The organism is Arthrobacter sp. MOO21, assembly GCF_057369995.2.
In genome coordinates, this window is the sequence record NZ_CM170671.2 from 1,692,965 (window position 1) to 1,705,777 (window position 12,813).

11 protein-coding genes and 1 tRNA gene are annotated in these 12,813 nt (G+C 66.5%); 9 read left to right on the forward strand and 3 right to left on the reverse strand.

Features of this window, described 5'->3' with window-relative positions; genetic code table 11:
• Positions 1-20: 20 nt before the first annotated feature.
• Complete coding sequence (locus tag AC2JAJ_RS07835) at positions 21-503, reverse strand: pyridoxamine 5'-phosphate oxidase family protein (protein WP_486416268.1); 483 nt, start codon at positions 501-503, stop codon at positions 21-23.
• A 66-nt stretch (positions 504-569) separates the two neighbouring features.
• Positions 570-1,961: a flavin monoamine oxidase family protein gene (locus AC2JAJ_RS07840; protein ID WP_486416267.1), complete on the reverse strand. Its 1,392-nt coding sequence runs from the start codon at positions 1,959-1,961 to the stop codon at positions 570-572.
• A 138-nt stretch (positions 1,962-2,099) separates the two neighbouring features.
• Between AC2JAJ_RS07840 and AC2JAJ_RS07845 the strand changes: the two genes are divergently transcribed.
• From AC2JAJ_RS07845 to AC2JAJ_RS07855, 3 genes are all read left to right on the forward strand, one after another.
• Positions 2,100-2,828: a TetR/AcrR family transcriptional regulator gene (locus AC2JAJ_RS07845; protein ID WP_486416266.1), complete on the forward strand. Its 729-nt coding sequence runs from the start codon at positions 2,100-2,102 to the stop codon at positions 2,826-2,828.
• Between the two features lie 67 nt (positions 2,829-2,895).
• Positions 2,896-4,023 carry an L-talarate/galactarate dehydratase gene (locus AC2JAJ_RS07850; RefSeq protein WP_221384450.1) on the forward strand — a complete coding sequence of 376 codons (1,128 nt, stop codon included), beginning with the start codon at positions 2,896-2,898 and terminating at the stop codon, positions 4,021-4,023.
• 24 nt (positions 4,024-4,047) lie between these two features.
• A complete protein-coding gene (locus tag AC2JAJ_RS07855) occupies positions 4,048-4,752 on the forward strand; it encodes a FadR/GntR family transcriptional regulator (protein WP_221384449.1) in 705 nt (234 codons plus the stop codon).
• 136 nt (positions 4,753-4,888) lie between these two features.
• Here AC2JAJ_RS07855 and AC2JAJ_RS07860 read toward each other — a convergent pair.
• Positions 4,889-4,971 (reverse strand) — tRNA-Leu (locus AC2JAJ_RS07860).
• Between the two features lie 373 nt (positions 4,972-5,344).
• On the opposite strand from AC2JAJ_RS07860, the gene AC2JAJ_RS07865 reads away from it, so the two are divergent.
• From AC2JAJ_RS07865 to AC2JAJ_RS07890, 6 genes are read left to right on the forward strand one after another with little or no spacing between them, the layout of a single operon-like run.
• A complete protein-coding gene (locus AC2JAJ_RS07865; RefSeq protein ID WP_486416265.1) occupies positions 5,345-6,085 on the forward strand; it encodes an FHA domain-containing protein in 741 nt (246 codons plus the stop codon).
• Positions 6,082-6,564: an FHA domain-containing protein FhaB/FipA gene (locus AC2JAJ_RS07870; protein ID WP_221384447.1), complete on the forward strand. Its 483-nt coding sequence runs from the start codon at positions 6,082-6,084 to the stop codon at positions 6,562-6,564. The genes AC2JAJ_RS07865 and AC2JAJ_RS07870 overlap by 4 nt, the downstream gene beginning before the upstream one ends.
• Positions 6,565-6,566: 2 nt before the next feature.
• The gene (locus AC2JAJ_RS07875; RefSeq protein ID WP_486416720.1) at positions 6,567-8,255 is read left to right on the forward strand and encodes a PP2C family protein-serine/threonine phosphatase; all 1,689 of its coding nucleotides are present in this window, start codon (positions 6,567-6,569) and stop codon (positions 8,253-8,255) included.
• Positions 8,252-9,640, forward strand: coding sequence for an FtsW/RodA/SpoVE family cell cycle protein (locus AC2JAJ_RS07880; RefSeq protein WP_486416264.1), 1,389 nt, complete (start codon positions 8,252-8,254; stop codon positions 9,638-9,640). Before AC2JAJ_RS07875 ends, AC2JAJ_RS07880 begins: the two co-directional genes overlap by 4 nt.
• Positions 9,637-11,097, forward strand: coding sequence for a peptidoglycan D,D-transpeptidase FtsI family protein (locus tag AC2JAJ_RS07885; RefSeq protein ID WP_486416263.1), 1,461 nt, complete (start codon positions 9,637-9,639; stop codon positions 11,095-11,097). The genes AC2JAJ_RS07880 and AC2JAJ_RS07885 overlap by 4 nt, the downstream gene beginning before the upstream one ends.
• Positions 11,094-12,812, forward strand: coding sequence for a serine/threonine-protein kinase (locus AC2JAJ_RS07890; protein ID WP_486416262.1), 1,719 nt, complete (start codon positions 11,094-11,096; stop codon positions 12,810-12,812). The genes AC2JAJ_RS07885 and AC2JAJ_RS07890 overlap by 4 nt, the downstream gene beginning before the upstream one ends.
• The last annotated feature ends 1 nt before the right edge of the window (position 12,813 follow it).

Here is a 12,813-nt window from a genome sequence, read left to right on the forward strand (position 1 = left end):
GCCCCTTTCAACATCGGGTATTACAGTTCCACGGTGCCGCTTTCGCCCACGCTCATGCGGCTGTGCGTCACCTTGGACTTGACCCATTGCAGGACCGTTGCCGCCGTTCCGCCCGGGCTGGTCCAGTACTCGGCGGAGTCGGAGTGGATGTGCAGCAGGCACACCTCCGGGGTGTCCGGACCGTCCGGGAACCAGGCCTCCACCGCCTGGTTCCACAGCTCGTGGATCTTGGCCCGGTCGGTGACCACCTGGGCGGTGCCGGCCACGGAAACCCACTCCGTGTTCTTGCCGAAGGCGACGTTTACCCGGGAGTCCCTGCGGACGTGCGCCACCTGCGAGGTGCTGAGCCCGGTGAAGAACCACATGTCGCCGTCGTCCTTTACCTCCTGGACGGCCAGCGGCCGGCTGACGAGGGCGCCTTCTTCGTTGATGGTGGTGACCATCCCGATCCTGGAATCGTTGATGATTTCAGTAACCTTGCTGATGCTCTGTGCGTCAGTCATGCCTCACCTCGTTCGTCGAAAGTCGGGGACGCTCCCCGTCGCCAGCCTATTAGTAAGCATGCTTATTTACCAGCCGGCTGCCACCGGCACCTTCGCTAGTTCCACGATGCGGGCAGCAGTCAGGCGGCCCATCCGGATGGCACCGTCCACGTGCTGGTACCCCTCGGCTGCAAGGTCGGAGCAGGACCAGTAGATGGGGCCGACCGGGGCGTGCTGGTCCTTGCCGTAGCGGTGCAGGCCACCGAGGTCATAGCTGGATGCATAGGCGCCGCGGGTCCATTCCTCCGAGCCCCAGTCGGATTCGTAGTAGACCTCCGGGGCCAGTGCCTCGCCGCCGAGGTAGCCCGCGATCGATTCCAGGATGGCCTTCCTCCGGTCCTCGGCCGAGAGCTCGAACATGGCGTCGGCCTTCTCATCCGAGACGAAGCCCACCAGGGTGCCGCGCGGATCCCCGTGGTTGGTGTTGTCGTAGACCTCCTGCACCAGGGCGTCGGCGCCGAAGCAGGTGCCGGACAGCCCCTTGTCCCGCCAGAAGGGGGTGCCGTAGACGGCGTGGACCTTGATGACCAGGCCCAGGGACTGGTGCTGGTGCATCTGGTGCTGGCGGCGGGGCAGCGGCGGGTTAAAGGAGACGCGGGAGTAGAGGTTGGGCGGCACCGCCATGATGACGAACCGGGCGTTGACGGTGGCGCGGTCCGAGACAGCGCTCACGCGGTAGCCGCCGTCGGTATCCGGCTCCCAGTTGATGGTGCGCACCGGAGAGTCGAGGACGACGTCGTCACCCAGCTCGCGCGCCTGCAGCAGCGAGACCTGCTGCATCCCGCCCACCACGCGGCGGTCCAGGATGAAGTCCTCGTCCGTCAGGTGGGTGAAGGACCCCGCGGAGGCTGCCATCAGGACGGCCTGCAGGGCGGAGAAGGCGTGGGCGGGCTTCGTCAACATGCCGCCGGCAATGAAAAGGCCGATGTTCCTGCAGGCTTCCTCGTTGGCCGAGTTCTGCCGAAGCCAGTGGTGGAAGGAGATGGTGTCCAGTTCGCGCGCCTTGGGGTGCGCCCAGGGCTCAGTGGGTCCGATCTCGGCGGCGAGTCCGTCCAGGAGGGCCACCAGGCGGTCCATTTCGACGGCGGTGGCCGGGTCGACCGGGAATGAGTCGCCGGTGTAACGCACGGGCACGCCGTCCGTGCCGATGTAAATGGACTCACCCTCGCGGTACCGCGGGTAGGTCTCCAGATTCAATTCCTGCAGCAGCTCCAGGAGGGCGGTCTGGTCCGGGGAAACCCACTGGCCGCCGATTTCCAGCATGGCCCCGTCGACGGTGTCCGTCCAGGTGCGCCCGCCCACGCGGTCACGGGCTTCAAGGACGGCGACCGTGAGGCCGGCCTTCTTCAGTTCACGCGCGGCAGTCAGCCCGGAGGGCCCGGCTCCAACGACCACAACGTCGCGGTTCAGGTTCAGCATGATGTCCTCTCTGCGGCCCATCGGGTGACGGGGACCACTAAATGAATGCCATTCATTTATTAGAACTATAGCCCGTGCCCGCCGGGAGCGGAAGTCCCGGATGGAATAATGCTGGAGACCACCAACGAAAGGGCGGCAATGCCGGCAGTACCAGCCGCGACAGGACGATCCACCAGCAATGGCAGTGCACAGAGAAGGCGGGCAGGACGGCCCTCGGCTTCACTCCTGGACAAGGCCGGGATTACCGTCGCCGCACTGGAGCTGGTGAGCCGCAAGGGGTATGAGGGACTGACCATGGCCGCCCTGGCCAAGGCGCTGGATGTGGCGCCCTCAGCCCTGTATAACCACGTGGCATCCAAGCAGGACGTACTGCTCCTGGTGGAGGACCACCTGATGTCCCTGGTGGATGTCTCCGGCTTCGAAGCCGGGCCGTGGGAGGACGCCGTCCGGACCTGGGCCTGGAGCTACCGCGACGTCTTTGCCGAACACACCCCGCTGATCCCCGTGATCGCCGTCCTGCCGGTCACGGACGCACCGCAAACCCTGGCGATGTACGAAACCGTGAGCAAGGGATTTTCGGACGCGGGGTTTCCGCAGGAAAGGATCGTGCCCGCCATCGTGGCGCTGGAGTCCTTCATTTTCGGGTCCGCCTACGACGTCACCGCCCCCGAAGACATCTTTGAATCGGGATCCATGGCGGATTCCACCCCCCACTTCACGGCCGCCGTCCACAGTTCGGCAGCTTCAGGTGCGGCCGGACAGGCCGGGAAGGAGGGGGGCCGCCAGGCGGACACCGCCTTCAGCATGGGGCTGGACGCCCTCGTCTCCGGACTGGGTGCACTGCGGGGCAGGGCCGAATACTTGTAATACAAGTTATAGACTTATATCCTAAGAGTGTGGGCGAAGGAGCCCAGTCCCGCCCCTAGGAGAATCCATGAGCACCGTCGACCTGATCCGGCACGTCAAACTGTCCACCGCCCGGCTGCCCCTCACCGTCCCCATCAGCGACGCCAAGGTCTTCACCGGCCGGCAGAAGCCCATGACCGAGGTGGTCTTCCTTTTCGCCGAGATCACCACCGAGCTGGGCCACAGCGGCATCGGCTTCAGCTACTCCAAGCGCGCCGGCGGCCCGGCGCAGTACGCCCACGCCAAGGAAGTCGCCGAAGGCCTTCTCGGTGAGGATCCCAACGACATCGCCCGGATCTACACCAAGCTGCTTTGGGCCGGCGCCTCCGTGGGCCGGTCCGGCGTCGCCACGCAGGCCCTCGCCGCCGTCGACATCGCTTTGTACGACCTCAAGGCCAGGCGCGCCGGACTGCCGCTGGCCAAGTTCCTGGGCTCCTACCGTGATTCCGTGCGGACCTACAACACCTCCGGCGGCTTCCTCAACGCCACCCTTGACGAGGTGAAGGCCCGCGCCTCGCAGTCCATCGAGGAAGGCATCGGCGGCATCAAGATCAAGGTGGGCCTCCCGGACAGCAAGGAGGACCTGCGCCGCGTGGCCGGCATCCGCGAACACATCGGTCCGGACGTGCCGCTCATGGTGGACGCCAACCAGCAATGGGACCGCGCCACCGCCCTGCGGATGGGCCGCCAACTCGAGGAGTTCAACCTGGTCTGGATCGAAGAGCCCCTGGACGCCTATGACTTCGAGGGCCACGCGCATCTTGCCCAAGTCCTGGACACCCCCATTGCCACCGGGGAAATGCTCGCTTCCGTGGCAGAACACAAGGGCCTCATCGCTGCGAACGGCTGCGACATCATCCAGCCGGACGCACCGCGCGTCGGCGGCATCACCCAGTTCCTCCGCCTCGCCGCCCTCGCTGACGAACGGGGGTTGGGACTGGCACCGCACTTCGCGATGGAGATCCACCTGCACCTCGCGGCCGCCTACCCGCGCGAGCCCTGGGTGGAACACTTCGACTGGCTGGACCCCCTGTTCAACGAACGCCTGGAAACCAAGGACGGCCGGATGATCGTCCCGGACCGTCCCGGCCTCGGCGTCACCCTCAGCGACCAGGCCCGCGCCTGGACCACCGAGAGCGTGGAGTTCGGCGCCTAACGTTGACGCCGTAACCTTGGAACCATGAGCCGGAACCTCACTGCGGACCTCGCCGCCGACCTTCGCAACCGCATCGTCGACGGCGTCATCCAGCCGGGCGAGAAGCTTCCCAGCGAGAACACGCTGATCAGCGAGTTCGGCGTCAGCCGGACCGTGGTGCGTGCCGCCCTGACCCGGCTGCAGGCGGAGGGACTGGTGGAGACCGAGCGGGGCCGCGGCAGTTTCGCCCTCACTCCCCCCACCGACGGGCCTGCGGCGGCACCGGGGGCCCGTCCGGTGGCCACCACCGAGGACAGGCTGCACCTGCTGGCGTTCCGCATGGGGGTGGAGACCGAAGCCGCGGCCCTGGCTGCCCGCAACCGTACGGAACGGCAACTGCGGGCGGTGGGCACGGCACTGGAAGCCTTCACCGAAAGCGCCGGGCACCCCGCCCAGGCCATGAAGGCGGACTTCGAGTTCCACCGCGCCGTGGCCACGGCGTCCGGCAACCCCTATTACTCAGATTGCCTGGCGTCCTTGGGCCAGACCATGATCGCCATGCCGCGCGCCCGGCTGATGACCGGGGACGAACACTATGCCCGCGACCACTTCGACCAGGTGGTGCAGGAGCACCGGTCCATCCTGGACGCCATCGCGGACGGGGACGAGGCCGCAGCCGCGGCGGCCATGCGCAGCCATCTGGCAAACTCACGACGCCGGTTCAAGGCTTCGGCGCGCCCGCCGGCTTAGGCCCCCGGCCGCCGTCGCCTCCTCACCTTGTTCGCGAAACCCAGCCTTCTAGGCACCTGATCCGCGAACAAGCCACTGACCGAGGATGCAAACGCAAAAGAGCCCCGATCCGAAGACCGGGGCTCTTTCATGTGCGTGCGCGAGGGGGGATTTGAACCCCCACGCCCTTTCGGACACTGGCACCTGAAGCCAGCGCGTCTGCCGTTCCGCCACTCGCGCGCAACTTCTTCCACTCAGCCGGCCCTATTTCCCGGTTCCGCGCCTCGTAAAAGCAGCGAGATCAAGCATAACGGACATCTGCGGCAAATTACCAATCGGCCGCCGGGAGGTGTCCGGCACCCCGTGGAAACAGGATGGAATCCGTGCCCGCAGCCACGCGCCGCATGCCCGCAGGACCCCCTGGAAGCCAGATGTATCCGAACCTTTACCAATGCGTGCCCGTTGCGGATTAAGGCCATTCACAGGGCTGGACAGTAGTATCGGATGTAAGAGTGGCTGCCGCCTGCAGGGACACCGCACGGTGTCGGACTGCCATGCAGGTGCTGGCCCCCAACGGATACTGCCCCGGAGCCGGGGGGAAAGGAGAAGGACCATGGGTCTGCTTGACAAGGTGGAACGCGGCATTGAAAAGGCCGTCCGCGGTGTCTTCTCCACCGGGTCCAAGGCCCAGGTTGAACCCGTGGAGGTCGCCAGCAGGCTCCGCCGGGAAGTGGACCACAAGGCCCTCACCGTAGCCGCCGGGCGCACCCTCGTGCCGAATGTTTTCGACGTCCAGCTCAGCGATGACGACTTCAAGCGTGCCCAGGAATGGGGAACCCCCCTCGCCGAGGAACTTTGCGACGTGGTGATCAACCACGTCCGCGGCCAGGGGTACACGCTGCAGGGACCAGTCCGGATCTCCTTCCGCCGCGACAGCGGGCTGCGGCCCGGGGATTTCGAGATTGCCTCCGCCACCGAAAAGTCGCAGGGCAGCGGGGCCGCCCAGCCCCGGCCCAACGTGCCAGCGGCACCAAACCGCCGGCCGGTCAGGCTTCAGCCGGTGTTGGACATCGAAGGGCAGCGCTATTCGCTGAACGCGCCCTCCATCATCCTCGGCCGGTCCTCGGAGGCCGACATCCACGTCGAAGACACCGGCGTATCCCGCCGCCACCTCGAGATCCGCACGGACAACGGCGTTACCAGCGCCGTGGACCTCGGCTCCACCAACGGCAGCTACGTCAACGGCCAGCGGGTTTCGGGAAGTACTGAGCTCACTGACGGCTCCACCATCACGATGGGACGGACAAAGATCATCTTCCGCCTGCTTCCCGCGAGCCCGGGTGGCCACGCATGAGCGACCTGACCATCACCGCCCTGCGGTTTGGCTTCCTGCTGCTCCTGTGGGTGCTCATCTTCAGCATCGTCTCCGCCATGCGGCGCGACCTCATGGTGGGCCGCAAGGCAGCCGCGGGCGCCCCGTCCGCGCGCCAGGTGCGGCGTAACCCTGAACTTGCCGAGCCGCCGCAGACGCCCGTGAAGCAGCAGGCCCGGCAACTGGTGGTAGTGGAAGGCCCGCTCAAGGGCAGGACCCTTCCGCTGGCCGCGAGCCCAATCCTGCTGGGGCGAGCCCAGGAAGCAACCCTCGTGCTGGAGGACGACTATGCCTCCGGCCGTCACGCCAGGCTCTTTCCCCAGGGCAGCCGCTGGTTCATCGAGGACCTCGGCTCCACCAACGGAACCTATCTGGGAGACCAGCAACTTACCCGTGCCCTGCCGGTCGAGCCAGGGGTGCCCGTAAGAATCGGCAAGACGGTCATTGAATTGAGGCCGTGACCGTGGCGGCCACCGAGAACCCCGCACCCGGATCCAAGCCCGGAGAGCGGCCCCTTATCATGCGCTTCGCGGCGCGCTCCCACGTGGGCCGGATCCGCTCGAAGAACGATGATTCGGCCTATGCGGGGCGCCATCTCGCCGTGGTGGCCGATGGCATGGGCGGCCACGCGGGCGGTGACGTAGCTTCCGCGGCCACGGTCCTGGACATGATCCACCTGGACCGGGCGGACTATGAAGGCGAAGCCTCCACCACCCTCGCTGACGAGATCCAGACCGCGAACTCCCTGCTCTCCGAGCTTGTGCACATCAATCCCAAACTGGCCGGGATGGGAACCACCGTCACAGCCCTACTGCTGGCGGAAGGGAAGCTGCACTTCGCACACATCGGTGATTCCCGTGCCTACCGCCTCCGGGACGGCGAATTCAAGCAGATCAGCGTGGACCACACCTTCGTCCAGCGCCTGATCGACGAAGGCCGGCTCAAGCCTGAGGAAGCCGAGACGCATCCGCACAAGAACGTCCTGATGCGCGTCCTGGGCGACGTCGACGCCAGCCCTGAACTGGACCTGGACACGCTGGACGTGAAGCGGGGCGACCGCTGGCTCCTCTGCTCCGACGGGCTGAACTACGTCGCCGGGCACGCCGTGGAGCGGACAGTCCGGGAGACCAGGGACCTGGCAGAGTGCGCCGAGACCCTGGTGGAACTGACGCTTGAAGCGGGCGCCCCGGACAACGTCACCGTGGTAATGGTGGACATCGCCGAAGAAACGCCCGACGACATCAGCACGGCCGCCGTCGAGATCATTGCGCCCGTGCAGGGCAGCAAGCCCGCTGCCGCGGCGGAGGTGCCGCCCGCCACGAAGGACACTGCGGCGGGACCGGCGGGTGGCCGGAAGCCGGCAGACCAAGCGACGGGCGACGCGGAGAAGTCCGCCGAACCCTCCGGCCAGGAAACCGCGGACGCCGCGCCCGGCAAGGGCGGGGATTCCGGTTCATCGGAACCCGGCAGCACCGATCCCCACCTCGGTGAGCATCTCTCCGCCGAGGTCCTGCGGGAAGAACTGGCCTCCCGCCCGCACCATCTTGTCGGTGCTGCAGCTGCGGCCGCCGAATCCGGCTCCATCCCCACCGTTGCCGGCCGCACCGTGGCCCGGCGTGCAGCCACCCTCCTCACGCACAAGGCCGAACCGGCCGGCGACCCGGCCGATGCCCTGGTGCCGCTGCGTCCCCGGCGTTGGGTGGCATGGTCCATCGCCGCAGCGGTACTCGTGGTGGTGGCCGTGGGCCTTTGGCTTGGGTACGCGTGGACCCAGACCCGCTATTACATCGGCGAGTTTGATTCCCGGGTGGCCATCTATAACGGTGTTTCCCAGCGGCTGGGCCCCATCCAGCTTTCCTCCCTCGAAGCCGTGACGGAGATCCGGATGGATTCGCTTCCACCGTTCTCCCAGCAGCGCGTCCGCCAGACGGTGCCCGCCAACGATCTCTACGATGCACAGCGGATCGTGAAGAACCTGGAACTTACGGGAACCACCTCGCCGGAGCAGGAATGCCCCACGCCGTCGGCCTCCGCGTCAGCCGGGGCCTCCCCGGCAGCCAGCGCCGCACCGCCGCCCGCTCCGGATGCGTCCGCCACACCGGCACCGACTCCTTCCCCCACACCTACCATCACCTGCGAGGCGGCCAAATGAGCCAGGTAAACACCATGCCCAAGCCTCGCCGCAACGTGGAGCTCGCGCTGCTGATCCTCGCCCTGGCCGTGGGGATAGGCGCCAACATGCTGGTGGGTGTCGACGCGGAGAAGGCGTTCGATTCAGACTTCTGGTTCCAGTCCAGCCTGCTGGCGGCAGCCACGCTGGCCTTCCACGCCGTCCTCCGGTTCCGTGCCAAATATGCCGACCCCGTAATACTTCCCATCGTGGTGGCCCTCAACGGCCTGGGCCTTGCGATGATCCACCGGCTCGACGCTCCCGGTGACGACACAGGCAACAACCAGCTCCGGTGGACCCTGGTCGCCATGGCCGTGGCGATCGCCGTCGTGTTCTTCCTCAAGGACCACCGCGTGCTGCGCCGGTTCACCTTCATATCCCTTGCTGCCAGCGCCTTGCTGCTGATCCTGCCACTTGTCCCCGGAATCAGCGCCGGGGAAATCCTTGGTGCCCGCGTGTGGATCCGGTTCGGGCCCATGACGTTCCAGCCGGGCGAGGTCGCCAAGATTACGCTGGCCATATTCTTTGCCGGGTATCTTTCCTCCAACCGGGACCTCATCCTGCTGGCCGGCCGCAAGGTCGGCCCCCTGCAGTTTCCCCGGTTCAAGGACATGGGACCCATGATCACCGCCTGGCTGGTCAGCATCGGTGTCCTTATTTTCCAGCGCGACCTGGGCTCCTCCGTGCTGTTCTTCGGTCTCTTCATCGTCATGATCTACGTGGCCACCAGCCGCATCAGCTGGGTGGTCATCGGCCTTGCCCTGATCCTTGGCGGCGGCTTCGTGGCAGCCCAGGTGTTCTCCCACGTCCAGCAGCGCGTCTACGGCTGGCTCAACGCTTTTTCGCCCGAAGTCTACGAAACCGGCAGCCGGCAGGTCATCGAAGGACTCTTTGGCATGGCCAATGGCGGGCTGGTGGGAACCGGCCTCGGCCAGGGCCGTCCGGACCTGGTGCCGTTTGCCAACAGCGACATGATCATCGCCTCACTCGGCGAGGAACTGGGCCTGATCGGGCTGTTCGCCGTCGTCCTGCTCTACCTGCTCTTCTTCACCCGTGGATTCCGCGCCGCCCTGGGCACGCGCGACGCCTTCGGAAAACTGCTCGCCTGCGGCCTGTCCTTCGCGGTGGCCCTGCAATGCTTCGTGGTCATCGGCGGCGTCACCCGGCTCATCCCTTTGACCGGCCTCACCACGCCGTTCCTGGCGGCCGGCGGCTCCTCGCTGCTGGCCAACTGGATCATCGTGGGACTGCTCCTGTTGATCTCCCATGCTGCCCGCGGCCCGGTGGACACCACCCCGCTGCCTCCGGCGGGGGCTGCAGCGGCAACCGGCATTGACACTCCAACCGAGGTGGTGAAGCAGGCGTGAACCAGGCAATCAGGCACTCGTGGGTGGCGGCCGTCGCCATGTTCGCGCTGCTCTTCGGCGCCATCAGTTTTGTACAGGTAGTGGGAGCGGACGATCTCAAGACCAATCCGCTGAACCAGCGCGCCATCCTGCAGAATTACTGCAATGACCGCGGCGCCATCATCGTAGGCGGTAGCCCAGTTGCCGAGTCGGTGGAGACTGGCTCCGAGACGTGCAAGTTCCAGCGCACGTACCCGCAGCCGGAACTGTATGCCGGGCTCACCGGCTACTTCTCCAAGAACTACGGCGCCACCGGCCTGGAGCAAAGCATGGGCTCCGAGCTGGCCGGAGACTCCGACCAGTTGTTCCTGGACCGCGTGGGGCAGCTCTTCCTCGGAAACCAGCCCAAGGGCGCGTCGGTGGAACTCACCATCGATCCCCAGATCCAGCAGCTTGCCTACAACCTGATCCCCGACGGCCAGCGGGGCTCGATCGTGGTGACGAACCCCAAGACCGGGGCCATCCTGGCCATGGTGTCCAAGCCGTCCTACAACCCGAACCTCGTGGCCACCCAGGATGCGGCCGCCGAGAGCGCCAATATCAACGAGCTGGTGAAGGTGCCGGGCATCAATTTGAACCAGAACGTCAGCGGGCCCACCGGTGAACTGCTGGCCCCCGGTTCCGTCTTCAAACTCGTGGACACCGCGGCTGCGCTTGCCTCCGGGAAGTACAACAAGGACAGCGTGCTCCCGAACCCTGCCGAGATGCCCTTCGACGGGATCCAGTACAAGCTGCCCAACTACGCGGGCGGCAACTGCTACACCCGGGACACGGCGGGCTTTGCCTTCGCCCTCCAGCAGTCCTGCAACACGCCCTTCGCCAGCATTGCGCTGGACCTTGGCCGCGACGCGATCGCGGAGCAGGCCAAGAAGTTCGGTTTCGGCGAACCGGTGGGCGACCAGCTGAAGCTGGGCCACGCCCAGGGCAACGGGTTCCCGGACAACCTGGACGCGCCGGGACTGGCGCAGTCGGCCATCGGGCAGAAGGACGTCCGCGCCACGCCGCTGCAGATCAACATGATGACCTCCGCCATCGCCAACGGCGGCGTCCAGATGCAGCCGAAGCTCATCAAGACCCTGCGTTCCCCGGACCTTCGCGTGATCGACGAACCGCAGCCGCAGCAGCTGCGCACGTCCACCACCCCGCAGATCGCCAGCCAGATCACGGAATGGATGGCCAGCGCCGTCAGTGAGGGCATTGCCAAGGGTGCGGCGGTCCCGGGCGTCCAGGTCGCGGGCAAGACAGGAACGGCAGAACTTGGGAACGGAACCAACAACTCCTGGTTCACGGGCTTTGCCCCCGCAAACAATCCGCAGGTGAGTGTCACGATCGTCATGGAGGGCGTGAACATCACCACCGGCGCACAGCTGACCAGTCCGAACGCGAAGAAGATTTTTGAGGCGGTGTTGAATAAGTGAGGCCTACAACCGGAATCACCCTCGGCGGCAGATTCCAGCTGACCACACGGATCGCGATCGGCGGCATGGGGGAAGTCTGGAAAGCCAAAGACCTCGTCCTCGGCCGCATCGTCGCGATCAAGGTGCTGAAGGAGGAATACACGGGCGACCCCGGCTTCCTCCAGCGCTTCCGGGCGGAGGCCCGCCACACCGCACTGCTGAACCATGTGGGAATTGCCAATGTCTTCGACTACGGCGAAGAGGAGGGCTCCGCGTACCTGGTCATGGAACTGGTGCCCGGCCAGCCGCTGAGCAGCATCATTGAGCACGAGCAGGTACTCTCGCCGGACCGCACGCTGTCGATCATCGCGCAGACCGCCCGCGCGTTGTCGGTGGCGCATGCGCAGGGCCTGGTCCACCGGGACGTGAAGCCCGGCAACCTGCTGATCACCCCCGACGGACGGGTCAAGGTCACCGACTTCGGCATTGCCCGTTTGGCGGACCAGGTGCCGCTCACGCAAACCGGACAGGTGATGGGGACCGCCCAGTATCTTGCACCCGAGCAGGCGACCGGACAGACTGCCACGGGTTCGTCCGACATCTATTCCCTGGGCGTCATCGGGTACGAGTGCCTGTCGGGCCACCGGCCCTTCTCCGGTGAGTCACAAATCGCCATCGCCCTTGCCCAGGTAAATGACGCGCCGCCGCCGCTGTCGGAGTCCTTGCCCGCCCCCGTCCGCGCGCTCCTGATGTCCATGCTGGCCAAGGATCCAAAAGACCGGCCGGCCAATGCCATCAAGCTGGCCGAGGCCGCTGAAGCCATCCGCAACGGCGACATCGGTGCCGCCCGCGCCGCCGTCCCCGGCATGCTCCTTTTTGATGCCGACACAGGCCCAATCACCGCCCCGGTGGATACCACCACCGCCCCCACCGGTGTCATCGGCGCGCAGCGGGACACCCCCACCGCCACGTCGGCCCTCCCGGTGCTCGGGGCCGGGGCAGCAGGTGCCGCCGCCGGGATGGCTGCGGGTGCCGCAGGTGCCTCCGCCGCTGAAGGGGATGCACCCCAGGGACCGCTTGCCCGGGCCAACGCGATGGCGGCCGAGAAGAGCTGGGACCAGGAAGAGGAAACGTACGACGACGGGCCGGCGGACGAGCCGCGGCGCAAGGGCCGCAGCCCATGGACCTGGCCCCTGGTGGCGCTGATCCTGCTGTTGCTGTTCGCCCTGGCGGGCTTCCTCCTGAGCCAGCTGGGCCTTTTCTCGCCATCCGGCAATCCCACGGCCGGCACCACCACCGGCAGTGCGTCGGCGACGTCGGCAAGCCCCACACGGACCACCCAGTCGGCAACACCCACCCAGACCCGGAGCACGCCGACGCCCACCCCAACCCCCACACAGGACACGGTCAGCGTTGTGGCAGCCGGCTACCTCGGCAAGGATGTTCAACAGGTACGGACACAGCTTGAACGATTGGGACTTCAGGTGACTGTCCTGCCGCAGGAAAGCGCTACGGACGCCCCCGGTACCGTTCTGGAACTGAACCCCACTGGAACAGTTCCCAAGGGTTCGCTCATTACCGTCGTTTATGCGACAGCCCCCAAACCTGCGCCCACCACGACGGCACCCACCCCTACGCCCACAACATCCTCCCAGGCGGGTCCCACCCCCCTTTCGCCGCTGCCAACCTGCGCCCCCGGCCAGGTGCCCGGAACGCCTGCAGCCTGCACGCCCTAAG

Excerpts from the sequence above, each read along its gene's own strand:
- AC2JAJ_RS07845 (WP_486416266.1), top strand. The coding sequence starts at position 2,100 with ATGCCGGCAGTACCAGCCGCGACAGGACGATCCACCAGCAATGGCAGT.
- AC2JAJ_RS07880 (WP_486416264.1), top strand. The coding sequence starts at position 8,252 with ATGAGCCAGGTAAACACCATGCCCAAGCCTCGCCGCAACGTGGAGCTC.
- AC2JAJ_RS07865 (WP_486416265.1), top strand. The coding sequence starts at position 5,345 with ATGGGTCTGCTTGACAAGGTGGAACGCGGCATTGAAAAGGCCGTCCGC.
- AC2JAJ_RS07850 (WP_221384450.1), top strand. The coding sequence starts at position 2,896 with ATGAGCACCGTCGACCTGATCCGGCACGTCAAACTGTCCACCGCCCGG.
- AC2JAJ_RS07840 (WP_486416267.1), bottom strand. The coding sequence starts at position 1,961 with ATGCTGAACCTGAACCGCGACGTTGTGGTCGTTGGAGCCGGGCCCTCC.
- AC2JAJ_RS07835 (WP_486416268.1), bottom strand. The coding sequence starts at position 503 with ATGACTGACGCACAGAGCATCAGCAAGGTTACTGAAATCATCAACGAT.
- AC2JAJ_RS07855 (WP_221384449.1), top strand. The coding sequence starts at position 4,048 with ATGAGCCGGAACCTCACTGCGGACCTCGCCGCCGACCTTCGCAACCGC.
- AC2JAJ_RS07870 (WP_221384447.1), top strand. The coding sequence starts at position 6,082 with ATGAGCGACCTGACCATCACCGCCCTGCGGTTTGGCTTCCTGCTGCTC.